Below are 23,863 nucleotides of genomic sequence, written 5' to 3'. Positions count from 1 at the left end.
CGTCACAGTTATGGCGCATTCGCGACGCTCCGTCGCCCTCTTCGGTTCACTCGTCATCGCCCTGCTCCTGGCCGGGTGCGCGTCGACCGGGGACCAAGTGGACTCCGCGATCCGCGCGTCTAACTCCGCCGTGCAGTCGGCCACGCTCGGCCTCACCTTGCACGGCGACGACCGCGCCACTGACGCGGTGACCGCCACGACGCTCGACGACGCCAGGACCGAGCTGGTCGCGGAGGGCACAACGGTCAGCGAACTGTCCGCGGCCTCCCCATCGGAAGCCCGTAACCGCCAGTCGGCGCTCACGCTGATCCGTGCCGCAACGGATGCCGTCAATGACGCCTCAGACTCGCTCTCGGCCGGTCGGAACCTCGCCACCCCGACGGCCACGCTCAAGTCCGTCGGGAAAAAGCTCACCGCGCAGGTGAAACAGGCAGAACAACGCTCGGAGCAGACCCAGTGAAGCGCCTGTTCGGGGTCGCCCTCGGCATCCTGACCGCCATCGGCGGGTTCGTCGACATCGGCGACCTGGTCACCAACGCTGTGGTCGGCTCACGATTCGGCCTCAGCCTGGTCTGGGTGGTGCTCGTCGGCGTCGCCGGCATCTGTTTGTTCGCCAACATGTCCGGGCGGGTCGCCGCCGTGAGCGGCCGGGCGACATTCGAGATCATCCGGGAGCGGATCGGCCCCCGCGCAGGCCTCGCGAACCTGGGGGCGTCGTTCTTCATCAACCTGATGACCCTGACTGCCGAAATCGGCGGCATCGCCCTCGCCATGCAACTGGCTACCAGCGTCGAACCGATGCTCTGGATGCCGATCGCCGCCTTCGCCGTCTGGATCGTGATCTGGCGGGCGAAATTCAAGATCCTGGAGAACGTGACCGGGCTCCTCGGTCTCACCCTGATCGTCTTCGCCGTCGCGGTCTTCATGCTCGGACCGAACTGGAGCGACCTCGCCCAGCAGGCCATCCAACCGACAGTGCCGGCCAAGGAACAGCCGACAACCTACTGGTACTACGCGATCGCCCTCTTCGGCGCGGCGATGACCCCGTACGAGGTGTTCTTCTTCTCCTCCGGCGCGATCGAAGAGAAATGGACCGCGAAGGACCTCGGCCAGTCGCGGATCAACGTGCTCGTCGGTTTCCCGCTCGGCGGCCTGCTGTCGATCGCGATCGCGGCCTGCGCGACAATCGTGCTGCTGCCGAAGTCGATCAATGTGACCTCGCTGTCCCAGGTGGCGCTGCCGGTCGCGGAGGCGGGCGGAAAGGTCGCCCTCGCGTTCGTGATCGTCGGGATCCTCGCCGCGACCTTCGGCGCGGCCCTGGAAACAACATTGTCGAGCGGGTACACGCTCGCCCAGTACTTCGGCTGGTCCTGGGGCAAGTTCCGTCGTCCGGCGGAGGCCGCCCGGTTCCACCTGTCGATGATCATCTGCCTCGTCATCGGGGTCGGGGTGCTCATGACCGGCGCTGATCCGATCCTCATCACCGAATACTCGGTGGTGTTCTCGGCGATCGCGCTTCCCCTGACCTACCTGCCGATCCTGATCGTCTCCAACGACCCGCAATACATGGGCAAACACGTGAACGGGCGGGCGACCAACGCCATGGGCATGGTCTACCTCGTCATCATCGTCGTCGCGGCAGTCACGGCGATCCCCCTCATGATCATCACAGGAGCAGGAGCATGAGTATGAATACCAGCCGCAACCCCGCGTCGAGCAACAAGGCCGCCGGCACCGCCGCCACCCGCACTGCCTCCAGCCGTGTCGAACCCACCCTGCTCGAGGCGCCGCCCCCCGTGGCCGGGCTCGTGCTGGACGCCCAGCTGCACCTGCTCGACCGGCAGGTGCTCGACCGCAACGATGTGCCGGTGACCACGGTCGACGACATCGAGATCACCGGCATCGACTTCGACGAGCCGATCGAACCCGGCTCCCCGGCGCCGACGATCTGCGCGCTCCTCACCGGACCGGTGCTGGCGACCCGCATTTTCGGGGGCCGGCCGCCGGAATCGCGGTGGGAGCGCATCCGCTGGTCGCACATCGCCGACATCGACACCGTGGTGACCCTCGGTGTGGACGGCGACTCGCTCGACCTCACCTGGACCGAGCGTTGGGTGCGCGACAAGGTGATCGGACGCATCCCGGGAGGCCGCCATGATCCTGAGTGACCTGCTCGGACGCCCAGTGGTCGACGCCGACGGCACTCGGCTCGGCACCGTGCTCGACCTGCGCTTCGTCATCGACGGCGCCCCCGGCCAACTGCTCGCCGACGCCCGGCTCGACGGCCTGGTGGTGAGCCCCCGGAGCCGCCGCTCCTACCTCGGCTACGAACGCGCCGAGGTGAACGCCCCGGCGATCATCAACGCGATCGTGAATTGGCTGCACCGGGGCACCTTCTATGTGACGTGGGAAGCGGTGGCGGTGGTCGACAGGGACCAGGTGCAGTTGCGGCCCGGCTATCGCCGGTTCGACGCCCGCATGCCCGCCCGGCACGTGGGAACCACGCCACTATCCTGAGAGCTATGCCACCCGTCCGCAGCCGCTTCGTCATTCGCACGTTTGCGACGCTCGTTCTGTTCACGGTGCTGGCCGGACAGTTCTGGCGGAATCTCCTCGGTTGGTGGGGATTCGGAGCGATCGCGCTCGTCGTCGTGGTCGGCAGCCTCATCGGCCTGGCCCGACTCAAGCCGGACTGGATGTGGCGGAAGTTCCCGAAGTCGCTCGGCGTCTTCCTGGTGCTGGCCACCCTCTCCATCGCCTGGTCGTTCTACCCTGGCTGGAGCGCCCTCGGCGTCGGCCTGCAGTGGATCACCACGATCGCAGCCCTGTTCCTCGCCCTGAGCCTCACCTGGCACGAGTTGCTCCGCGCTCTCGGAGCCGCTCTGCGCTGGGCGCTCGGCCTCTCACTCCTGTTCGAGCTCATCGTGGCGGTGTTCATCCGCCACGCCATCCTGCCGTTCTGGGTCTCCTACGACCTGGAGAAGATCCCGGCCGCCTTCTACTGGTCGCGGGGGCTGCTGCTGACCGGCGGACCGATCGAAGGCATCGTCGCCAATCGCAACCTGCTCGGATTCCTGGCGCTGCTTGCGGTCATCGTCTTCGCCGTGCAGCTCACGGCCGGAACGGTCAAGCGCGGCTGGGGCATCGGCTGGCTGGTTCTCGCCGCGGGGATGCTGGGGCTCACCCGGTCCGCCACGGTCACGGTGGCGGCGGCGGCGGTCGCCGTGGTGTTCCTGTTCGCGCTGTGGGCGCGGCACCGCGGACCCGACCGGCGACGCACCGTTTACGCGGTGGCGGCGGCATCCGTTGCCGCAGTGATCGCCGCGCTGGCCCTGTTCGCCCCGTGGCTGCTGAGCCTGCTCGGCAAGAGCGACGATCTGACCGGCCGCTTCGACATCTGGGGCGCGGTGGTGCAGCTGGCCAGCCAGCGGTCCGCGTTCGGGTGGGGGTGGGTGAGCTACTGGAACCCGTTCGTTGAGCCCTTCGACGGGCTGGCGGTGCGCAAGGGCGTCGAGTACCTGCAGGCGCACAACGCGTGGCTGGACGTGTGGCTCCAGCTCGGAGTGATCGGCGTGGTCGCCTTCGCCGCCCTGGTGCTGTCGACACTGTGGCGGTCCTGGTTCCTGGCCGTCGACCGGCCGGTGTCGGCGATGGCGCCGCCGATCGAGCCCGTCGCGGTGATCGAGCGCGCTCCGGTGACCTACCCCGCGTCCACCCTCCTCCCCCTGCTGCTCATGGCGGCGCTGCTGGCGCAGAGCCTGGCCGAGAGCCGGCTGCTGATCGAATACGGCTGGGTGCTGCTGGTGGTGCTGGCCGTCACGACGAAACGGCAGCAGGCGACCATGGCCACGATGCCGTAACCCGGTACCGTGGGAACCACATGAATGCGCGTCCGAACGCCCCGCTGCCCGACCTCGTTCGGCACTTCTTCGAGTCGCCGCGGTTCGCGTCGGCGCTGACCCTGGTTGCCATCGCTACCGCGTTCTCCACCAACCTGATTCGCAGCCTGATCGGCTGGCCGGGGCTGATCGGCGTCATCGCGGGTATCGCAGTGCTGTGCACGCTCTCGATGTACGCCCGCCGCGCCGGTATCGAATGGCACGGCCTACTGCCGATCTCGATCATCGTGTTCATCGGCTGGAGCGCCATCTCGGTGTTCTGGAGCGGCTACAACTGGATCTCCGTCGGCGGCGTCGCCTACCAGCTGGGGTTCGCCTTCCTCGCCCTCTATGTGGGTCTGGTGCGCGACACCATCCAGATCGTGCGCGCCGTCGGCGACGTACTGCGGGTCCTGCTCGGGGTGTCGATCGTGCTCGAGGTGCTCTCCGGGCTGCTGCTCGACCTCCCGATCGAGTTCCTCGGGATCGAAGGCAACATCGCCAGTCTCGGCCCGATCCAGGGCATCTTCGGCTCCCGGAACACGCTCGCCCTGGTCGCCCTGATCGCCGCAATCACCTTCATCGTGGAGCTGCGGGCGCGCTCCGTGGTGCGAGGCCTCGGCGTCGGCTCCCTCTGGCTCGCCGCGATCTGCCTGGTGCTCACCCGCTCCCCCGTCATCATCGTCGCCTCACTCGTGGTGGCCATCGCGGCCCTCGCGCTGTACACGCTGCGCCGAACCCCGGTCGAAGGCCGATGGATGCTGCAGATCGGCCTCCTGGGCGCCACCATCGTCGCCGGCATTGGCGGATGGATCGCCCGGGCCCGCATCGTGGAGTACCTCAACGCGGGCAGCGAGTTCGAGGTGCGCGTCACGCTGTGGCGCGAGATGTGGCGGTTGGTGGGACTGCATCCGCTGGAGGGCTGGGGCTGGGCCGGTCTCTGGCCGCAAACCGTCACCCCCTACGGATGGCTGGAGTTCGTCACCCGCAGACCGCACGACACCGGGCTGAACGCATTCCTCGACGTCTACTTTCAGATCGGCCTGATCGGTTTCATCGCCTTCGTCGTGCTGTTCGGGCTCGCCTTCGTGCGATCCTGGCTGTTGGCGTCGAACAAACGCCCGGTCGTGTTCGTCTGGCCGGCCCTGGTGCTTGTGGTCTTGCTCGTGGTCTCCGCCGCGGAGAGCACCGTGCTGGCGGAGTTCGGCTGGATGCTGCTGCTGGTCTGCTCGGTCAAGGCCGCGCAGGGCATGAGCTGGCGGAGCGCGCTGCCCCGGAGCCCCCGCGTAGACGTGACCTGACCCGACGCAGTCAGAAGATTTCGTTGACGGATCGCGAGAGTGTGAATCAGCGCCCCGAATCGGCGACACACGTAACACCCGACTCACGTGACGTGCATGTGACTCCGGTCAGGCTCAAGGATTCGCCATAGGGCAGGACCCGTACCTCGCCGTCGAAAGCGCCGATGAACGGCGCATCGTTGCGGCAACTCGGTTTGGGCTTCGCCTGGCCTATGCTTTCAATCCCGCCGGTGTAGTGAACTTCAGCTGGACACGGGTCGTTCGCATCCCCCCGCTGTGGAAGCGGGAAGTCGAACTCCTTGAGAGCGCAACCCCAGAACACCTCGGCGTCGGAGGAGTACTTGTAAATTCCGCACCCGATATTTCCGCTGGGGGTGCGAAAGTCGACGCCCGTCTCCGCGGATTGCGTGAACTGCGAGTAGAGGGCGGGGTCGGCGGAAGAGGCAGACGTCGCATCGGGCGTCGGATCCGCCGAGGCGGTCGGCGTCGGCGTGACTGGTTCATCGGTCGAAGACACCACCGGCGACCGCCCAGCCGGGAGCGGCTCTTCCGCCTGACCGGCGCAGCCTGTCAGCGCTACAGCGATGAGTAGTGGAAGTGCTAGCCCTACGAATACTCGCATTCGTCATCCTTCACCTCGCCCAGCCGTGCGTGAAGTCCAGGGGGACGCTTGTGAAGTCTCGTTGGCGGCACGCGGCCGGGTGAACCGGGCGCTCCAAACCGGTAAGTCAGACCGGCTGCACTAGGTCACGCAGCACATCCTGAAGGCCCAAGCCGTAGCGGTTGTAGGCTCCGGTTCGCCACTCCTGCAGGATCGGTCGGACGCGCAGGAGCCGGGCAGCGGGCAGCATATTGCGCATTTGATCATGTGCGACCTTGGCGTCGATCTTGGCAAGTGTTCCCGGCGACACGACAGGCCGGAAATCGCGCGCGCGCTCCTGTAATGCTTCGGCTCGAGCAAGCAGTCGTCGATTGCGCGCCGAACGAGGCGCGCGCAGTCGTCCCAGCTTGCCTGCGGCGTCAAGGCTTGAGGCGCCGATCTGATTTCCGCCGTGTTGCCGATAATCGATGAGCGCCTCGGCAAGCAGATCGACCTCCCCCGTCACTGCCCCGACCATCGCCAGCCACTCGTCGTGCACCCAAGATTCGGGAAACGGGACAGCGCGCTCGACCAGATTGCGACGCACCATGGTTGTTGCTCCGGTGACGATATTGCGGCGAAGCAGGGCATCGAGAGCACGTCCCTGGTGCACCGAATCTTCGTCTGACCTCGATACGCCAAGTGTGGCGAGAAGGGTTAGTCCGGTGGGCTTCCCCTTCGCGTCAACGAGGCGCGCGTCGGAGCTGAGAAGCAATAAATTCGGTCGACGCCCGAACTCAGCGACCATTCGTTCGAAGCGTTGTGGGTGCCAAAGATCGTCCTGATCGCTCAGTGCAATCAAATCGCCGTTGCATGCGGTCAGCGCTTGCTCGAAGTTTCTCGTGACACCGAGCGGTTCAGCGTTCCGAAGGATGCGCGGCATCACGGCACAAGCGCGGTTTTCGGCTTGAAACTCCTCGATCGTGTCGGCGACAAGGTCGAGAGTGCCGTCAGACGAGCCGTCGTCGGAGATGACAATCTCATCTGGAACAAGTGTCTGCTGCAGGATGCTGCGGATCTGTTCCTGAATGAATGCTGCGCCGTTGTACGTGCACAGCGCCACTGACGTTACCTGTGACATCGCGAGTCGCGCCTCTGTCCAACGGACAGCACACCGAGGACCATGCCGGACATCGCTGTCTGAGACCCCCTGGTCTGCGGCTCAGCGGTCGTCATGACGGTCGGCATTGTAGATTTCTCCCTCCTGCAGGTGCCCGTAGGCGTCATCCGACTGGAACCTCGCGCTCTCAGCCGCGATGCGCCTTCTCAGGATGACGGCGAAGAGCACTGCCACTCCAGCGGCAAGCAGGTCGGCGGCCGAAAACAACATTCGGGATACAAGGCTCATTGCGGTGGCTTGGGGCACAGTCAGAAGGAGGGTCATTGCAGCCACGAGGATCGCCTCTCGCACGCCGACGCCCGAGGGGAAGACGAAGGCAAAAAGCCCAACCGTGAACCCCAGTGACATGGCTCCGGTCAAGAGGATGAGGGTTCCGAAATCGGGATCGACGAGGGAGTTGACCAGCACCCACAGGTGCACGCCATACAAGACGTAGGACAGCAGTGCCCACGCGACAGCGCGAATCACGACGCCGAACGTCACTTCGTGCTCGAGCGGTGAACGACGAAACAGCTTGAGCACGAGGGACGCGAGCCATGTCATCACGCGCGGATGCAGACAGACGAGCCCGATGGGAAGCAAGAGGAAGAACCACAGCAGGTAAGCGTGCCCCTCAACCACCACAGGAAGGGCGAGCGATCCGAGGATGAGTGAAGAGACGACGCCTATGCCCGCCGCGTAGAGCCCCGCCACGAGCACCCTCGGTCGGAGGATGCCATATTGCCGGCCGAGTTCCATCTGCATCACGTAGGACCAGACCGAACCCGGCACGTATTTGCCCAACTGGCCGACAAGCATCACCTGCGCTCCGCGCGCTACGGGAACGCGCGGGCCCAGGCCGTTGAGCACCGTGACCCAACTCATCGTGCCGGCGGAAAGCCCGGCAAGGACCAGCGCGAACGATAGCACCAGCGACTGCCAGGAGATTTCGGCGAGTGCTTGAGACACGGCTCGCCATTGGCTAACCAGATAGAACACCGAGAATCCGACGACAACGGCGAGGAGCACATAGCGGAGCACGAGGAAGATCTGCGGCGCTTTGTCCTTGGTCCACGTGCTCAAACGATCGCTCCCTGGAACCAAGCGACATCAGCCTGCATGTCAGCAATATTCGCGGCCGTCCCCGGGTATCCGGCATGGGAGGCGAGCCTGGTTATCTCCTCCACCGTCGAACGGCTGATTCCCGCGCGTTCCAGACCCACTGAGTTGATCCCGTCCGCCCGGCAGGGGCTTCCATATGCCTTGGAAAACGGGGGAATGTCCCTCGTGACCACGGATGACATTCCAACCATCGCGAGGGCACCGACCACCCTGCGTTGATGAACCGTCGTTCCGAGACCCAGGTTCGCTCCGCGGCCGATCTTCACATGCCCGCCGAGAGCCACACCGGAGGCAAGAGTCACGCCGTCGGCCAAACTGCAGTCATGTGCCACGTACACCCGGTTCATGATGAAGAGGTCATTTGCCAGCATCGTGGGTTCGTGCCAGCCCCCATGCACCTGCACGTCTTCCCGCAGGACATTCCTGTCACCCAGCGTGACACCGGGTCCTACGCCCGATGCGATCCAATCCTGCGGATGCGGAAATCCCCTGACCTCCGGTGGGCAGCCAATCTTCACACCGGCACCGATCCAGTTGTCATCCCCGATGACCACGTTCCCGCCGATGACGGCATACGGACCGATTACGTTGCCGGTGCCCACAGTGACATGTGGGCCAATGATAGCCGTCGGGTGCACATGATTCATCGGGTGAGTCTTCCCTGGTCTGCAGTGTCGCTGCCGGTACCGCGCCGATCGCTGCGGTCCTCGTTCTTGGCACGCCCTAGGATGGTTGGGTGTTTGCGTAGCCGCAACATCCGAAGCGAAAAGAACAGTGGGTTTCATGATACCGATAACGGTGGTCGAGTTTGGCGAAGCAGAGGAGGCGCTGGTTCTGGAGGTGCTCCGGTCCGGAAACATCGCACAGGGACCCAAGGTCAAGCAGCTCGAGGACGCGTTTGCTCAACTCGTCGGCGTGAAGCATGCGATTGCCGTCAACAACGGCACGACCTCGCTGGTGGCAGCCATTGAAGTGCTGGACCTCCAGCCCGGCGACGAAGTCCTCACCAGCCCGTTCACGTTCGTTGCAACACTCAACGCGATCCTCGAAGCGGGGGCGACAGCGACGTTCGCCGACATCAGCGAAGACGACTTCAACGTGACAGCTGCTACCCTCTCGGCCGCACTCACCGATCGCACCCGTGTCCTGATGCCCGTGCACCTTTATGGGCAGATAGCCGACATGGAAGGAATCTCAGGACTGGCGGCAGAGAAGAATCTCGGGATCGTCGAGGACTCGGCGCAGTCCCATGGTTCTACTCAGAACGGACGCGGGGCAGGCAGCTTCGGCCTGGGATCGTTCTCGTTCTATGCAACCAAGAACCTGACAACCGGTGAAGGCGGGATGATCACCACCGACGACGACGTTCTCGCCGATCGTTTGAGGGTCCTCCGCAACCAGGGCATGAGGGCGCGCTACCAGTACGAAGTCGCTGGGCACAACTACCGGCTGACAGACCTGCAGGCGGCGGTCGGCATCCCGCAGATCGGTCGCTACGAGGCTCTCGTCGCCGCGCGCCAGCGCAACGCCGCCTACCTCGCCGCCGGCCTCAGCAGTGTGCCCGGCATTGTCACGCCACGGCAGCTAGACGGCCGCCGGCACGTTTGGCATCAGTTCACCATCAGGGTCACTCCTGAGTCCGGTGTCACCCGCGAAGAGTTCGTCGCCAAGCTCGGGGAGTTCGGCGTCGGCGCGGGGATCTACTATCCGAAACTCGTGTTCGATTACGAGACGTACCATAATCGCGACGACGTGAAGGTCGGCACGTACCCGGTGGCCGAACGCATCGTACGTGAGGTGGTCTCCATTCCGGTGCATCAGAATCTGTCAGCGTCAGATCTCGACACGATCATCGAAGGCGTCGCCCGCGCGGCGTCGGCAAACTAAGAGGAGACTGCGCTCTATGTCCAACCCCCGAATCCTGCTCATCGGTGCCGGCTCTATGGGTTCTCTGCACGCCAGAGTCATCTTCCAGTCGCCGCTCGCGGAGTTGGCTACTGTGGTCGACCCGCGCCGGGACGTGGGTGGCGTCATTGCCGAGCGTTTCGGTGCCACGTGGTCACCGGAGTTGGAGAGTCTCGACGGTATCGACGGCGTTGTCATCGCGGCGGCAACCGAGGCGCATCATGCACTTGCGCTCCAGGTCTTGAGGGCGGGCATTCCCCTTCTGGTCGAGAAACCCGTCGCCGACGGGCTCGACAAGACGCTTGAGATTCTGGGACTCGCCGGCGACCTTGGCGTGCCCATCATGTGCGGGCTACTTGAACGCTTCAACCCGGCGGTCATGACGGCGAAAGCGCTCTTGAAGGATCCCGTGTATGTCACAGCCACCCGTCATTCCCCATACGCTCCGCGAATTCGCACCGGCGTGAGCTGGGACCTGTTGGTTCACGACGTCGATCTGGCGGTGGGCATCCTGGGCGGCGCCCCGAACGTGGTCTCCGGGTCATTGGCCAAGTTCCACCCTGACTCCGTCCCCGGGGCAGAGGACGTCGCCGAGGTCGTACTCGGTTTCGAGTCCGGCGCTATCGCTCACATCTCGGCCAGTAGGGTGGGGCAGCGGAAAATCCGGTCGCTGAGCATCCACGAGCTCGATAGGTTGGTCGAGGTGGATCTTCTCCGACGCGACGTCACGGTCTACCACCACGTTTCCAGCGAAGCGGCCAACGATGACGGACGCGGCTTCAAACAACAGACGGTCATCGAGATTCCCGAACTGATCACGTCGCAGGAGCCCTTGGCAGCCCAGTTGCAGCACTTCACCGGTTTGATCGAGGGAACGGTTGATGCTGACATCGAGCGAGAGTCGATTATTCCGAGCCACAGCGTCGTCGAGCAACTCAAGCAGCTTCGCTAGGGCCGCCCGGCGGCCATGTCGCCGAGCACCTGAAGGTGTTTTTCAGCGACCTTCTCGATGGTGAAGTGCTCGTCGATCAAACCCCGTGCATTTCCGGCCACTTGGGCACGCGCTGCAGCCGGATCGGCCAGTACCTTCATGATCGTCCGAGCGAGCGCTTCCGGGTCCGCACGTTCGTCCAGTGGTCCGTAGAACGGGGCGACGAACAGCTCCCGGCCGTCCACGACCTCGAATTCAACGAAGTTGTCCGGGCGGATGGCGGCAACGACCGGAATGCCCACGGCGAGGGCCTCCAGACTCGCTGTTCCGAAACCCTGGCCCTCCAACTCGTGCACCTCGAGATCCGCAGCGGCGAGGTAATCAGGAATATCGCCTTGCGGCAGCGGGCCAAGCGCGAGAATCGCATGGTCCACACCGAGTGCTTTCGCCCTGTGCAGGAACTCGTCGTGATAGACGCGGCCGATGACAACGACCGCTGTGTCCGGATACCTTTCCAAAACGGTCGGCAATGCTTCGACCAGAGCGACCCGGCTGCGCTGCGGAATGACGTGACCGAGGGAGAGAAGAATATGCCGATCCCCCAGTTTGTGCCGCTCTCGAGCGACTGTGGCATTCCCGCCTCGCAGCGCGTTCGGGTCGATCCCGACGGGAATGTACGTCTTACCCGATATGGAGCGTCGGTATCTGGAGTGGATGTAGTTGTCCATCAGCACATCCATCACGACCAGCTTCGGTCGGTGCAATTTCATCAACGGGTTGACGAGCAGCGCATCACCCATTCGATAGATGAAGTTGTTGAGCGCGTTCGGGCTGTAGAGACGCGTGTGGATGCTGAGCAGTGTTGGGACCGTGTGTTTGCGAGCCCAGGCACCTGAGATCCATGTCAGGTCGAAGAATTGCCCGTGTTGGTGGATCACGTCTGGCCTGAACCCGTCGAGCAGGTCGTAGACCGTTCTCTTCGCCGTGGGAGACACAGTGAACGCGATGTCGAAGTTCGCTGCGAAGCGAGTCTTGGGCAATGTCCAGGCGGGGACCCTGACGATGCGCAAGCCGTCACGGCTCTCCTCCGCCGGCGCACCCTGGTACCCGGCGGTCAGGACGAGTACTTCGTGGCCCGCTTGCGCATACTTCTTCGCCAAATGGTCTGCGAGGTGCGCAGATCCTCCAGGGCGCGGCGGGAAGAAGTTGTTTACTACGACGATTCTCATGCCGGCGCTTCACCGATGATCTGCGGGTTGGACGGGTCACTGAGGTCGACGTGGCCGACGACTCGTGCCGGCACACCGGCTACGACGGTTCGGGCAGCGATGTGATGCGTGACGACGGACCCGGCCCCCACAATCGCCTCATCGCCGATGGTGACGCCCATGTTCACGACCGCATTCGCCCCGATGAAAACGCGATCACCGATGCTGACGGCAGCCTGGTCGACAGTCGGGTATTCACGACCGGAGATGCAGCGCCGCGCACTGCTATGGGTATAGATGTGAACGCCGGAGGCGATGTCGCACCCGGCGCCGATCCTGAGCCCACCGGATCCGTCGATCACGGTGAAGGCACCAATCCAGGTGCCTTCACCGATCGATGGATTGCCGACAATCCAAGCCTGCTCGTGGTACGGATTCGCTGGGAGCCTGCCAGGCGTGCCCGGACTCACTGGTTCTGGGTCTCGAAACGGATGAGGTCCGTCATACCCTCGCCCACCGGGATCGTGTATTCGAAGCCGATGACGTCCTTTGCCCGCTGCACATCCGCCGCCCGACGGCTCACCAGCACATCACGCGGATTGAAAATCGGTTCCACGTCGACGCCGATCGCGTCGATCAGGATGCGCGCCAGCTCGGCGACACTGGTGTCAATGCCTGTGCCGACGTTTATCGGTACGTTGCCCTGCTCGGAGTCCACGGCGAGGACTACTGCGCGCGCGATGTCGTGCACGTGGATGAAGTCCATCGACTGCTCGCCCTTGCCGTCGATGATCGGCGCCTCGCCCTTGCGCAGTCGGTTGACGAAGTGGTTGATCACGGAGGTGTAATACGCCGTGGTCTTCTGTCCGGGGCCGTACACGTTGAAGAACCGCAGCGCGATCCAGGAGAGACCGGTACGACGCTGGTAGTAGGCGAGGAGGTCTTCGCCGGTGCGCTTGCCGATGCAGTACGGAGTCAGCGGGCTGAGGGTGTCGTCCTCGTGCATGGGCAGCTTGTCCGGGTCACCGTAAACGGAGGCGCTGGATGCGTACACAATCCGCTTGATTCCCTGCTCGGCAGCCGCAGCGAACACGTTGTGCGATCCGACGATGTTCACGTCGACGGAGCTGAACGGGTCAGCAACGCTCTTGTTGATGGAATCGGCAGCCAGGTGGATGACGCGGGTACAGCCCTTCATCGCGGCGGCGACTGCGGCGCCGGAGCGTACGTCCTGGTCGATGACCTCAACATTTCCAGTTGCGACCAGCGCGTTTGCGCGGTCGCGATCCCCGCGGACCATGTTGTCGAAAATGCGAACCCTGTAGCCCTTTTCGAGTAGCTGATTCACGACATGAAGTCCGATGAAGCCGGCGCCGCCGGTGATGAATACTGTCTCGTTTTTCGGTGCCACTATGTTCGTTCCTTCTGTTGTCTGCGGTTTCACGAGTCGGTGTGTTCCGGTCAGGATCCGATGGCGGCGCGCAGGGTTGCTGCAACGCGGTCCACTTCATCCTCGCTGAGGTTGGCATGCATCGGGATGGCCAGGTGCCGCAGGAACAGGTCGGCGCTGACGGGAAGATGACCGGAGAAGCCGTATACGGGCTGAATATGCGACGCGTAGGTTCCGAAGTTGCACTGGATGCCGTTGGCTTTGAGGTAGGTGGCGACCCTGCCGCGGTCGACGTCGGGGTCCAGGGTGACCACGTACGACTGCCACGGGTGCACCCGATCCTCCAGAGCGACCGGCGTGGTGACGCCGTCGAGGTCGCCCAGGAGTTCGCCGTACTGGGCGGCGACCGCCTGACGGGCGGCGACCAACGTGGTCAACCGGTCCAGCTGAGCGAGCATGATGCCTGCCGCGACGTCGGAGAGTCGATAGTTGAAGCCCAGTTCGTCAAAGGTCGGGATGGGCAGGTCGGTGCTGTTCTCTCGCGACAGGGCCGGTGCGATGCCATAGGTGTGCAGTTTCCGCGCGTGAGCGGCCAGGTCCGACTTGTTGGTTGTGAGAGCTCCGCCCTCGCCCGCGGTGATCCCCTTGCGGCCATGGAAGCTGAAGGTGGCGATGTCAGCCAGGCTGCCCGCCGGTCGACCCTTGTAACTGGCCCCCGCCGAACAGGCGGCGTCTTCCATCAACCACAGGCCGTGCCTATCGGCAATGGCGCGGAGTTCGTCATAATCTGCGGGCTGCCCGAACACGTCGACGGCGAGGATGCCGACGGTGCGTGGGGTGATGGCGGCCTCAACCGCCGCAGGGTCAACGCTCCAGATGTCCGGGCGGATGTCGGCGAAGACCGGCGTTGCGCCGGTCCACGCGACAGAGTGCCCGGTGGCAGGGAACGTATAGTCGCCGACGATGACTTCGTCGCCAGCCTGCGCGCCGAGCACGGTCAGCCCGAGATGCAGTGCGGCACCGCAATTGTTCGTGGCTAGCGCGTCGGTTACCCCGGTGACCTCAGCGAATCGTTGCTCGAATTTCTGGCAGGTCGGCCCGGCGCCGGAGAGCCAGCCTGAGGCAAACACATCAGCGATTGCTCTCAGTTCTTCCTCACCAACGGTGGGCTGGCCGAGTGACACGACATCTGACAAGAACATCCTCAATCTCTTGAATTGGCACCTATCGGTGCACACCCCGGCATAGTCTAATCGTCCCCCGGTCCGACGAATTGAGCCCACGCTCAGCCGAGCAGCAAGCATCGCTCACGGAGGGAACGCTTCCATCCTCCATTGGCACGTGTGCCTCTCTACGCGTCCTCACGCAAAGCGGCAAGCGAAAACGACCACAAAGACGAGCAGGAGGACTGCGTAAGCTGTCGCGATCAAACGGGACGACTTTGACGTCATGAGCATTCCCGCAGCGAGGAGGAATCCCGGTAGGACGGGAGCGCCGTATCGCGGCGGCAGCTGAAAGAACATGCCTTGTATCGCCACCATCGCCACCACAAGGACCGGAGCAAAGATTGTGGCCGAAATCGCCACAGTCCAGGCGAGGGCGTTCTCGAGTATTCCGACCTTGCGGACGAGCAACCACCCGATGACTCCAGCCACGCATAGCCATGATGCCGGAGCGATTAGGAAGCCCGGTATCGTGTATGCAAATGAACCGGCGCCGCCCGTCACGACGACGTTCGCATTGATCGTGCCGGGCAAGAAATTCATGAGCTGTTCACCCAGGCCCAATTGGCCGAGGGTCGGTCGAGCGAGGATCTCTTGATAGGGGGGATCTCCCACGGCAATGGCCGCCCGGATGGTCAACCAAAGTAATTCCGACGCCCCCGCGGCAACAAGTATGACCATGGCAAGGCGGATGAGATGCCAAGGACGCGGCAACTCGTCCTCCGCCATACCCCTCCGTTGCGCGACGATCTTTGCCACAGCGACAACAACGAGAAGGAGAACCACAAGGCCCACCGCGAGCATGTTAGTGACCTTGAACAACACCGCCGCGGATCCGAGTGGGACCAGCCACCAGCCCGTCATGCCGCCCTGCAAATACCTGATGGCCACCCAGAGCATAAGCGCACCGAAGAAAAACGACGGCGCGTCGGTGTTGACGTAGGTGTACGTCCACCAGGCGAAAGGCGTTGCGATGAAAACGAGCCCCAACGCAAGAATGGCGAGCTTTGGAACTCGCATCGCTCGCATCAGAAGGTAGAACGCCAGCAGCCCGCCAGCAAGCCAGAAGAAGCCGGTCAGCCGGTAGGACGGCACCTCGCCCAGTGCCGTCAGGGTCTGAATGACTTTGCCCGCCAGCCAGGTCAGGACGAAATAGAGCGGCGTGTAGGCGTCGGCTGATGTCAGTCCTTCTTGCGGATACAGCCCCCGCTGGGACTCGTACACGCTGCCACACGGTGCTCCCATTGCGCCGTAGGGCTTGACTCCCTCACACGACATTTGTTGCAGAGCCTGGTGACCGATGGCCTCTCCCTGCTGGGCAATCACGTCACTCGGAAACTTGAAAAGGTAGTCGAGATAGACCCATTCATCGATCGGCGATATCTGGTCGGTATGCCTCAGGGCAACAGCGAGGCACATTGCGAGTGCCGCGAGAATCAGAAGCGCCGGTACACCGAACCGATACGCCATCGGTTGGATTCGGCTCAGTGCAATCTGTACCCGGATTCCGGCACCAGTTCTCGAGCTAACGCGTAACAATTCACTACAACCTTCATGATGGTGGTCCGCTGCGCAGGCTTAGCTCTGCCGGGAACGGTTATCCGATCACTATAGGCGAGGCGTTGCCACGGCCTCAGCAGGAGCGTCGCGCGTGGTTGACCTCACCGGATCGCGCTGGCGAGAGAATGAGTACACGATGAGGCCGGCAAGCATGAGGCCGAAAGCCATGGTGCCGGTGTACCACATGCCCATCGGGCTGATGGGAAGGCCCCACCACCACTCAACGGACAGGTCAAGGTCCAGGCCCGCGAGGTCAACCCCGGTCACGTATCTCTCGATGTTCACATGCAGCGCGACGGCATTGGCCAGGAAGATACCACTCGCCGCTCCCACGAGCTGGACTCGCGACAGCGCGTTTCGGCTGATTCCGAAGAGTGACACACCGGCGAACATGATGAGCAGTGGGTAGATATAGCGCGGCTGCACGTAGGACCCTACGACCACTCGATCGTGAAGCAGAATGTACATCGGGACCACTACCAGGCTTCCGCCCACCATCGCGAGGGAAAGCCCCTTCCGCCAGTCCAGTGTCCGCACACCTACGAACACAACCGCAGAGAACACCGCGACAATCGTTACCCACACGATGCCAGGAAGATCTGTGTCCAGCCACCCAAGGCCCCAGAACCCGAGCGCACCGATCCACAACTGTGGAAGGAGTTGCAGGTTCAGTATGGCCAGGCCGGCGAGATTCCCCCCCGGATCGCCGTCGAACGCTTCTGGATTCAACACCCCGGATTGGCTTCCGGACAGGAAGAGAATTCCAGACACAATGGCGAGCAGCAAGGGCAAAATCGCCAGCACCGCGTAGCGTCGTGTCTTCTCGACCGTCAGGACTACGCCGACGGCCATAGCCAACACGCCGTAAACCGCCGCGTCCGTCCGCGCCCCGGCGCCCACGACTGTCAGGACCGCCGCTAGTATCCCGAGTCCGAAACGTCGTGACAGCCGTTCCTCTTGGAAATACGCGGTGACGGCGATCCACAGGGTCAATGCAGAGATGACTGCCCAGCCACTGGGGTTCACACTCGGGACAAGGAACATACCGAGCGGGACGATGGAAATCGCACCACCCCAGACAAATGGGACCCGTCGCGGCTGCGGCAGGAGGAAGAAGAGCAGCGTCCCAAGGGCGACAGCAAGGAAGGCGTTGAACACGCGCATGAGAGTGATGGACAGGGAAATGTCAGGTCCCGCGAAGACGCTCATCACTGCATAGAAAACCGGCGGGTAGCCGCCGGTGAAATTGCCCCGGTTGGTGTTCGTCATGACGTCTGACGGCTTTTCCGGACACGACGCGCTGGCCATCGGCTGGCCGGCGTAACACTGACTCGCCTCGAGCAGGGCGGCGGGGACCCTTCGCTGGCTTGATGCATCCCCGGTCTCGCACAATCCCTCTCGGATGCCGCCACCGCACCAGATGCTCGCCATGTGGTAGTCGTCATCCGGGCTGGACCCAACCGGCGACGCAAGAGCCCAGCTCACCAGAGCCACGAACAGCATGACGGGGACCAGGACCGCGGGGAGCACGCGTGCGAGGGGGCGGCGTCCGACCATGAATTTCTCCGACGCCTGAAAGCGAGATGTCATCTCTCCACTTCCTCGTTCACAGCCCGCTCATCCCTGCCTACTTCGCTCAATCCGAATTCCTCTGTGTGCAAGCGACCTTCAAGGGAGCGAATGCGCAAGTCCTGGAGCGCAGACATCTCGGCGAGCGTCCGTGTCTCGTTCTCGAGATCGGTGAGTTCGGCGCTGTGCTGGAGGCAAACCAGCACAAGGACCGCGATGCTTACAAAGAAGACGAGGTTCGTCGGAAGGCTCACACCGACCAGGTGCGCGGCGAAGGCGAGCACTCCCGGGAAGATGCCGATGACCAATGCCAACGTCCCGGCTATCAACCACCATACGGCATGTCGTTCCCTCAGCCGCCGCCGGCGGAGCATCTCGACGACAACCCCCAGCGTCACGAGCGACGAGAGAATCCCAAATACGTACGCAACCGCGCTCACAGCATCAAGCTTTCACTGCAAGCGACGACGCGGGGCGCAGCAGAGCAAACCCGAGAGCGAGGAAAGCGCGGCCCAAATAAGTTGCCGCCTTCACTGCATGATGCGATGGCTGCCCTCCAGCTCGAGGCCGCATGGACACGGGCACCTGTTCTATGACGCATCCGGCGCGCGAGGCAATCACCAACGCTTCGACCGTGTCGCCAAGGTATTCTGCCGGAAGGTGTGACGCGAACAGGCGCACCGCCCGGGGTCCGCACGCCTTGAAACCCGATGTTGTATCGGTCAGCCGGGTTCCCGCAGTACGGCTGAGGATTGCCGCTAGAACCGACATGGCGAACTTGCGTAGTCCTCGAACTGCATACTCTCCCTCGCCGGCGAAACGCGCACCAATGACAACATCCGCCCGAGCCAAGCAGGCGAGAAGTGCCGGCACGTTAGCTGGGTCGTGCTGGCCGTCCGAATCGATCTGAACGACGTTGTCATATCCGTTTTCGAGTGCGTATTTGAAGCCGAGCCTCATCGCTCCCCCGACACCAAGGTTGAACGGGAGCACAGCGACAAGGGCCCCTGCCTCCCGGGCGCGGCGCGTCGTGTCGTCGGAGGACCCATCATTGACGACGAGGCAGCATGCGTCGGGCAGCTTCGAGCGGACTTCCCTGATCACGTTCCCGACCGCTTCTTCCTCATTAAACGCAGGCATCACGATAAGAGTGCGTTCGAGCAAGGGTCCCATGGACACCATACTAACGAGGTGGTGCCTGTCAATCTGGGCGTCCCTCTGGCGGAGCGCTGACTCCGCCCTCGCCGGACCCTCAGAAACCAGCTGGGTAGAATACGACAGGAGGGCAGCCCACCTCACAGTATTCGGGCAAGAAGGAGCAGTGCTTGGAGCAGGCGAGGGACAGTACGATCGCGCCATCGGTGTCCGTCGTGATCCCGGCATACAATTCAGCACGGTGGCTGGCTTCGACGATCGCGGCGCTCACAGTAGCGCTGCACCGGACCGCCTGGACCCCGGAAGTCATCATCGTCGACGACGGCTCCACCGATGACACGATCGCGGTCGTGAACGCGATCGCCGCATCAGCGCCGTACCCGGTTCGACTTCTCAACCAAGAAGAAAACAAGGGACGTTTTCTCGCACGTTGGGAGGGGGTCAGAGCCGCCCATGCTCGCTCACTGCTCATCCTCGACGCCCGGGTCACCATGCATCCGGATTCCCTCAGATACCTCCAAGGCTCAACTCCGAACGGCGCTACGACTGGTCCGTGGAACGGCCATGTCATCACCGAACCGCTGTCGCCACTCGTGGGTCGGTTCTGGGAAGTCCCGACGCACCTGTTCTGGGGAGAGTACCTGGCAAAGCCCCGGCCTATGGTCATCACACCCGAAAACTTCGACAAGGTTCCCAAAGGCACCGGGTGCCTCTTCATCGACAAGGAACTGTACCTGGACGCGTGCACCGCGTCGTGGCCGGAAGAAAACGCCCACCTCGTCTCGGACGATACGAAACTGCTGCGGTTCATCGCGGCTCACTCTCCGATCCGGATCGATCCCGGTTTCTCCGCTACTTATCTGCCCCGCACAACAGTCTCAGGATTCCTGACGCATAGCTGGGACCGGGGGACGCTGTTCGTGGACAGCTACGCAGGCACCAGCCGCCTCCGAAACGTGATCCTCAGGAGCCTCGTTGTGGCACCGCCAGCGGTGCTTGCGTTGCTGGTCGTCCTCGCGGTGTTCGGCCAGTGGTCCGTCGTCGCCTGGCTGGCCGCTGTCGTCCTGTTCGGCCTTCTCATACCCGCCGCCGCCGCCGCCCTTCGCGCCTGCCCGCCTCGCGCCTGCCTGGCCTATCTCGTATTCATCCTCCCCTTCGGCGCCTGCTTTTGGGCGGGACTCACCAGGGGCACGATACTTCACCGAAAGTCTTTCGCCCTGCGGGAGCCGCTCACACAAGGGGTTAATCCGTGATCATCTTCATCTTTGGAACAACGGCAGAGGCGATCAAGGTCGCCCCTATCGCCCGGAGGCTACAGGAACGCCACATCCCTTACCAGCTGTGGCTCACTATGCAGCACACCACAGCCTTGAGGAACATTCTCCCCGAGCTCGGGCTGCGTATGCCGGACCGCCTGATCGCTGACGGCCGCAACGGGCAACCCTTACGTGGATTCGCGGATGTCGCCCACTGGCTATGGCAGATCCTTCGATGGCTCCGGAGGAACGGGAGGGGTCTCCGGCAGTCCTTGCCGTCGAATACCGTCATCGTGGTCCACGGCGACACCCTGACGAGTGTTGTCGGGGCGCTCATCGCACGGAGGCTCAAGGTGCAGTGCGCACACGTCGAGGCCGGTCTTCGCTCGGGCAATTGGCGCCATCCTTTCCCCGAGGAACTCGACAGGAGGATCGTCGGGGCTCTCGCATCAATCCACTACACGCCTTCTGAAGAAGCGACGAACAACCTGGCCGCAAAACGGAACGTCGTCCACACGGAGGGGAACACGGTGATCGACGCCGTGCTCGACCAAGGCGACGATGCCGGCTCGAATGGCGAGAAGTTCGGCGTTGTCCTTCTCCATCGGTTTGAGTTCATCTCCAACCAGCCGCTCGTGGAGGAAACAGTCTCCATCCTGGCCGCCACAAGCCCGTATCCGCTGAAGTTGATTGTGGACGCGTACTCCGAACATGCGGTCAAGGAAGCAGCCCTCAGCCACGGCAAGGGACGATTGACTCCCCAACCAAAGCTGAGCCATCAGGAGTTCGTCGGCTTGATGAAAGGCGCCGAGTTCATCGTCACGGACTCCGGAGGCATTCAAGCGGAGACGGCTCTCCTCGGAGTCCCGACGCTCATCCACCGTAAGACGACGGAGCAGGGTGAAGGCCTCGGAGCGAACATCGTGCTCTCGGAGTGGAAGTCCGAGCGGTTGTCCGCTTTCCTGAAGAATTTCGGATCATATCGGCGTCCCATCCAACGACCGGAACATTCGCCGTCCGACATCGTGGTGAACGACCTCGTCGCGAGAGGGTTCGCCACAAGCGACGCCCCACGACAGAGTTCCCCCTTTTAGGAGAGCGTATGTCGGCTAGGAGGATCGGTGGTCTCGTTTCACAGCACGGACGAGCGATCCTGGAAATTGGACTGGTCAGTGTTTTGGGAATTCTCGCGACAGCAGGATTCCAGATTGTGTCGCTTCGCGGCCTCGGCGCGGAACAATACGGGCTGCTGGCTTCTTTTCTCGCGCTGATCAACGTCGCTGCGATCGGGAGCTCGGCGTTGAGAAATTCGGTTGCAGTGACCACTGCGGACGTCACGCGACCGCCGCAAGCCAGGAACCCGCGTCGTGGCCGACTGGACAGCTCGATGATCGAGGCGCTTGTCCTCGGCGGAGCATGCACATGCGCCATCGTGTTCCTGTCGCCATGGTTGGCAAGCTCGTTGGCCGCCAATGCTCCGGCTGTCATTTTCACCGCAGCAGCGATGGTCCCATACTTTCTTTTTTCCCGCGCCCAGGGCCTGCTCCAGGGCTCAGGGGACTCTCGATCCGTCGTTTGGTGGTCCACAGGCGCACAACTCGTCCAGATTGCCCTCGCCGTCGCGGCACTTCTTCTGGGCTTCGGCCCCTTGGGGATTCTGGCCGCCCTGGTTCTTACCGCCGCCTTCGGCGCTTTCGGCGCCAGCATCCAAGCTCGAGGTTTTGGGGTTCCCGGCGTCCGCAGGCCGTTCTCGTTCAACAGTTCTGTCGTCCTCCTGATCACGATCGCATTCGCCTGGCTGACCAACATTGACGTTGTGCTCGTCCGGGCTGGAGCTCCTGAAGATGTCGCCGGCGCTTACGCCGCCGCGGCCGTCCTGGTGAAGACGACGCTAATCATCCCGGCGACGCTCGCCTTGTACCTGCTTCCCCGCTTTGTGAGCCGTCGGAAGGATGCCGCGATGACGAGGCTCGGAGTCAATGTCACGCTCGGAATCACATTGATGGCGGGTCTCGCAATGTTCTTCGTCGTGCTGTTGGGCGGTCCGTTGATCGTGCAGCTTCTCTTCGGCCCCGGCTACCAAGCGAGTGGAAGGATTCTGCCTTGGTTCGCATTGGCGTGGTTGCCGTGGGCATTGGTCCAGGGCGTATTGACCAGGCTGACGGCCGCCAGCTCGAAGGTTGCGCTTGCGGTTCTCGTGCTGGCGATAGTCGGCCAATGGATCACAGCGACAATTCTCCTCCCCAACGTATTCGCCATGATCCTGGCGAATGGCTGCCTGGGTCTCGTAGTCTTCGTCTGCCTCTTTGTGATCCACCTTCGCCCCGGGCTGTCCGGTAAAGGCGCTCTGCCCGCGAGCCACGTCATCCACGCCTAGCACCGGACTGCGCCGAGTGTGCCTGGGCTGGCCTATTTCGCGTCAACCCCCGGATGCGCGCTCCTCGTGCTTCGGGCCTCTGAACGGCTACGAATCCCGGTCCCCACTCGTTTGGACAAGTCGTGTGCTGGCTTCTCCACGAAACGATGGAACAGCACGGCCAGAATGAAGCTCAGCGCAACGGCAAGAAGTGCGGAGAACTTTCCAATGTGCAGCGCAAAGGCCACCGCGATGACGATCGGCAGATGGACCAAATACAAGCTGTAGGAAATCGTGCCGAGGTAAACCAACGGTCGCCAACTCAGCAATGCGGTGAGGGGCCCCCACAGCTGTGCGGTCACGATCAGCAAGCAAATGCCCACGAGCACGACAGGCAGGGTTGTTACCCGTGGCGGTAGCCCAATGTGCTGCAGCGATGGCCCGAGGAGGAAGAAGGAGCTGAGTGCACAGACGCTGGAAAGCGCCAGCACTGAACCAAGAACGTGCGATCTGCGACTGCCTGTTGCCAGGAAGGAGGAGAAGAAGCGTGCGACCTGCGGCCAATGCTGGGCAAGCAGCGCACCGAAGAAGAAGATGGGAAGGTACGACGTCGTGGGATCGTTGTGGGACCAGCCGGCGATGCAGGCGAGTCCCGCCGTGATTCCCGCGGCAAACGGATGTCGCCGCACCAGGAAGACGTAGAGCGGCAGCGCGAGGGAGAAGAGGACTTCCCACTGCAATGACCATAGAACTCCCAGCGAGGTCGAAGTTCCGCCGATCAGCGTGACATCGCGAAGAATCGAGCCCAAGGCGTAGTCGGTGGGGAGGCCATCAAGTGTGCCCCCGTCACTCGGTGTTGCGACATGAGGAACCAGAGCGTATGAGATCCACGCGAGCCCGATCGCGAACAGGACCGGCAGATAGAGCCGAACGATTCTGCTCGGATAATATGCCTCCCAGGAAAACGACGGTCGCAAAGCTGACCTCGTGAGCACGAAACCGGAGAGCACGAAGAAGAGCCACACCGACTCTGCGCCGAGCCACAGCGAATGCAAAGGCGTGTAAGCAAGCAGATTGTTGACAACGCCGGTCACCGGAGTGAGCTGGATTGCGGACTGGAGCGCCGGAAAATTGGTCGCGAGCGTGTGGTAGAGGAGTACTGCTACGGCGGCAATCCCGCGCAGCGAGTCCAGCTCTCTATTTCTCGTCACGCTTCTCCATCACCGCTGCAAGGTGTTCGCAGCTCCCTGAAACTTTACCGGAGGGCGCT

Annotated in this window: 24 protein-coding genes; 11 read left to right on the top strand and 13 right to left on the bottom strand. The window is 63.1% G+C overall.

What is annotated here, in order from left to right:
- Positions 1 to 10: 10 nt before the first annotated feature.
- Genes AB4Y94_RS12525 through AB4Y94_RS12500 form a run of 6 tightly spaced genes read left to right on the top strand, consistent with a single transcriptional unit; the run spans position 11 to position 5,179 of the window.
- A complete protein-coding gene (locus AB4Y94_RS12525; RefSeq protein WP_441728157.1) occupies positions 11 to 460 on the top strand; it encodes a hypothetical protein in 450 nt (149 codons plus the stop codon).
- Complete coding sequence (locus tag AB4Y94_RS12520) at positions 457 to 1,686, top strand: Nramp family divalent metal transporter (protein ID WP_441728156.1); 1,230 nt, start codon at positions 457 to 459, stop codon at positions 1,684 to 1,686. The genes AB4Y94_RS12525 and AB4Y94_RS12520 overlap by 4 nt, the downstream gene beginning before the upstream one ends.
- The gene (locus AB4Y94_RS12515) at positions 1,683 to 2,168 is read left to right on the top strand and encodes a hypothetical protein (protein ID WP_441728155.1); all 486 of its coding nucleotides are present in this window, start codon (positions 1,683 to 1,685) and stop codon (positions 2,166 to 2,168) included. Before AB4Y94_RS12520 ends, AB4Y94_RS12515 begins: the two co-directional genes overlap by 4 nt.
- Positions 2,155 to 2,517, top strand: a complete 363-nt coding sequence (locus tag AB4Y94_RS12510; protein WP_441728154.1) for a PRC-barrel domain-containing protein — start codon at positions 2,155 to 2,157, stop codon at positions 2,515 to 2,517. The genes AB4Y94_RS12515 and AB4Y94_RS12510 overlap by 14 nt, the downstream gene beginning before the upstream one ends.
- Positions 2,518 to 2,522: 5 nt before the next feature.
- Positions 2,523 to 3,860 (top strand): O-antigen ligase family protein, encoded by a 1,338-nt coding sequence (locus AB4Y94_RS12505; RefSeq protein WP_441728153.1) that lies wholly within the window; start codon positions 2,523 to 2,525, stop codon positions 3,858 to 3,860.
- A gap of 20 nt (positions 3,861 to 3,880) precedes the next feature.
- A complete protein-coding gene (locus AB4Y94_RS12500; RefSeq protein ID WP_441728152.1) occupies positions 3,881 to 5,179 on the top strand; it encodes an O-antigen ligase family protein in 1,299 nt (432 codons plus the stop codon).
- 46 nt (positions 5,180 to 5,225) lie between these two features.
- Here AB4Y94_RS12500 and AB4Y94_RS12495 read toward each other — a convergent pair whose 3' ends face one another.
- The 4 genes from AB4Y94_RS12495 to AB4Y94_RS12480 all read right to left on the bottom strand — a co-directional run bounded on the left by AB4Y94_RS12495 (position 5,226) and on the right by AB4Y94_RS12480 (position 8,687).
- Positions 5,226 to 5,801, bottom strand: a complete 576-nt coding sequence (locus tag AB4Y94_RS12495) for a hypothetical protein (RefSeq protein WP_441728151.1) — start codon at positions 5,799 to 5,801, stop codon at positions 5,226 to 5,228.
- A gap of 106 nt (positions 5,802 to 5,907) precedes the next feature.
- Positions 5,908 to 6,900 carry a glycosyltransferase family 2 protein gene (locus AB4Y94_RS12490; protein WP_441728150.1) on the bottom strand — a complete coding sequence of 331 codons (993 nt, stop codon included), beginning with the start codon at positions 6,898 to 6,900 and terminating at the stop codon, positions 5,908 to 5,910.
- Between the two features lie 81 nt (positions 6,901 to 6,981).
- Positions 6,982 to 8,001 carry a lysylphosphatidylglycerol synthase domain-containing protein gene (locus tag AB4Y94_RS12485; protein WP_441728149.1) on the bottom strand — a complete coding sequence of 340 codons (1,020 nt, stop codon included), beginning with the start codon at positions 7,999 to 8,001 and terminating at the stop codon, positions 6,982 to 6,984.
- Positions 7,998 to 8,687, bottom strand: a complete 690-nt coding sequence (locus AB4Y94_RS12480) for an acyl-ACP--UDP-N- acetylglucosamine O-acyltransferase (RefSeq protein WP_441728148.1) — start codon at positions 8,685 to 8,687, stop codon at positions 7,998 to 8,000. The genes AB4Y94_RS12485 and AB4Y94_RS12480 overlap by 4 nt, the downstream gene beginning before the upstream one ends.
- A gap of 136 nt (positions 8,688 to 8,823) precedes the next feature.
- Here AB4Y94_RS12480 and AB4Y94_RS12475 point away from each other — a divergent pair, with 136 nt between their 5' ends.
- Together AB4Y94_RS12475 and AB4Y94_RS12470 are read left to right on the top strand one after the other, a co-directional pair.
- Complete coding sequence (locus AB4Y94_RS12475) at positions 8,824 to 9,927, top strand: DegT/DnrJ/EryC1/StrS family aminotransferase (protein ID WP_441728147.1); 1,104 nt, start codon at positions 8,824 to 8,826, stop codon at positions 9,925 to 9,927.
- A gap of 16 nt (positions 9,928 to 9,943) precedes the next feature.
- A complete protein-coding gene (locus AB4Y94_RS12470) occupies positions 9,944 to 10,897 on the top strand; it encodes a Gfo/Idh/MocA family protein (protein ID WP_441728146.1) in 954 nt (317 codons plus the stop codon).
- Here the strand turns inward: AB4Y94_RS12470 and AB4Y94_RS12465 are convergent.
- From AB4Y94_RS12465 to AB4Y94_RS12430, 8 genes are all read right to left on the bottom strand, one after another.
- Positions 10,894 to 12,105, bottom strand: coding sequence for a glycosyltransferase family 4 protein (locus tag AB4Y94_RS12465; protein WP_441728145.1), 1,212 nt, complete (start codon positions 12,103 to 12,105; stop codon positions 10,894 to 10,896). The two genes, AB4Y94_RS12470 and AB4Y94_RS12465, sit on opposite strands and share 4 nt — an antisense overlap.
- The gene (locus tag AB4Y94_RS12460; RefSeq protein WP_441728144.1) at positions 12,102 to 12,446 is read right to left on the bottom strand and encodes a DapH/DapD/GlmU-related protein; all 345 of its coding nucleotides are present in this window, start codon (positions 12,444 to 12,446) and stop codon (positions 12,102 to 12,104) included. The genes AB4Y94_RS12465 and AB4Y94_RS12460 overlap by 4 nt, the downstream gene beginning before the upstream one ends.
- A gap of 104 nt (positions 12,447 to 12,550) precedes the next feature.
- Positions 12,551 to 13,495: an NAD-dependent epimerase/dehydratase family protein gene (locus AB4Y94_RS12455; protein WP_441728143.1), complete on the bottom strand. Its 945-nt coding sequence runs from the start codon at positions 13,493 to 13,495 to the stop codon at positions 12,551 to 12,553.
- A gap of 50 nt (positions 13,496 to 13,545) precedes the next feature.
- Entirely contained in the window at positions 13,546 to 14,676 is a 1,131-nt protein-coding gene (locus tag AB4Y94_RS12450; RefSeq protein WP_441728142.1) for a DegT/DnrJ/EryC1/StrS family aminotransferase, read from the bottom strand.
- A gap of 159 nt (positions 14,677 to 14,835) precedes the next feature.
- Positions 14,836 to 16,167 (bottom strand): hypothetical protein, encoded by a 1,332-nt coding sequence (locus tag AB4Y94_RS12445; protein WP_441728141.1) that lies wholly within the window; start codon positions 16,165 to 16,167, stop codon positions 14,836 to 14,838.
- 138 nt (positions 16,168 to 16,305) lie between these two features.
- On the bottom strand, positions 16,306 to 17,847 hold the full coding sequence (locus AB4Y94_RS12440) for a DUF2142 domain-containing protein (protein ID WP_441728140.1): 1,542 nt from the start codon (positions 17,845 to 17,847) through the stop codon (positions 16,306 to 16,308).
- Positions 17,844 to 18,266, bottom strand: coding sequence for a DUF2304 domain-containing protein (locus tag AB4Y94_RS12435; RefSeq protein ID WP_441728139.1), 423 nt, complete (start codon positions 18,264 to 18,266; stop codon positions 17,844 to 17,846). The genes AB4Y94_RS12440 and AB4Y94_RS12435 overlap by 4 nt, the downstream gene beginning before the upstream one ends.
- 4 nt (positions 18,267 to 18,270) lie before the next feature.
- A complete protein-coding gene (locus AB4Y94_RS12430; RefSeq protein ID WP_441728138.1) occupies positions 18,271 to 18,999 on the bottom strand; it encodes a glycosyltransferase family 2 protein in 729 nt (242 codons plus the stop codon).
- A 188-nt stretch (positions 19,000 to 19,187) separates the two neighbouring features.
- Between AB4Y94_RS12430 and AB4Y94_RS12425 the strand changes: the two genes are divergently transcribed.
- From AB4Y94_RS12425 to AB4Y94_RS12415, 3 genes are read left to right on the top strand one after another with little or no spacing between them, the layout of a single operon-like run.
- The gene (locus AB4Y94_RS12425) at positions 19,188 to 20,234 is read left to right on the top strand and encodes a glycosyltransferase family 2 protein (protein WP_441728137.1); all 1,047 of its coding nucleotides are present in this window, start codon (positions 19,188 to 19,190) and stop codon (positions 20,232 to 20,234) included.
- On the top strand, positions 20,231 to 21,331 hold the full coding sequence (locus tag AB4Y94_RS12420; RefSeq protein WP_441728136.1) for a UDP-N-acetylglucosamine 2-epimerase: 1,101 nt from the start codon (positions 20,231 to 20,233) through the stop codon (positions 21,329 to 21,331). The genes AB4Y94_RS12425 and AB4Y94_RS12420 overlap by 4 nt, the downstream gene beginning before the upstream one ends.
- 8 nt (positions 21,332 to 21,339) lie before the next feature.
- Positions 21,340 to 22,614, top strand: coding sequence for a lipopolysaccharide biosynthesis protein (locus AB4Y94_RS12415; protein ID WP_441728135.1), 1,275 nt, complete (start codon positions 21,340 to 21,342; stop codon positions 22,612 to 22,614).
- 32 nt (positions 22,615 to 22,646) lie between these two features.
- Here AB4Y94_RS12415 and AB4Y94_RS12410 read toward each other — a convergent pair whose 3' ends face one another.
- Complete coding sequence (locus AB4Y94_RS12410) at positions 22,647 to 23,804, bottom strand: acyltransferase family protein (protein ID WP_441728134.1); 1,158 nt, start codon at positions 23,802 to 23,804, stop codon at positions 22,647 to 22,649.
- Between the last annotated feature and the right edge of the window lie 59 nt (positions 23,805 to 23,863).

Source organism: Glaciibacter sp. 2TAF33 (assembly GCF_052114945.1).
Classification (GTDB): domain Bacteria; phylum Actinomycetota; class Actinomycetes; order Actinomycetales; family Microbacteriaceae; genus Cryobacterium.
This window is presented reverse-complemented; position numbering and strand designations above follow the sequence as displayed.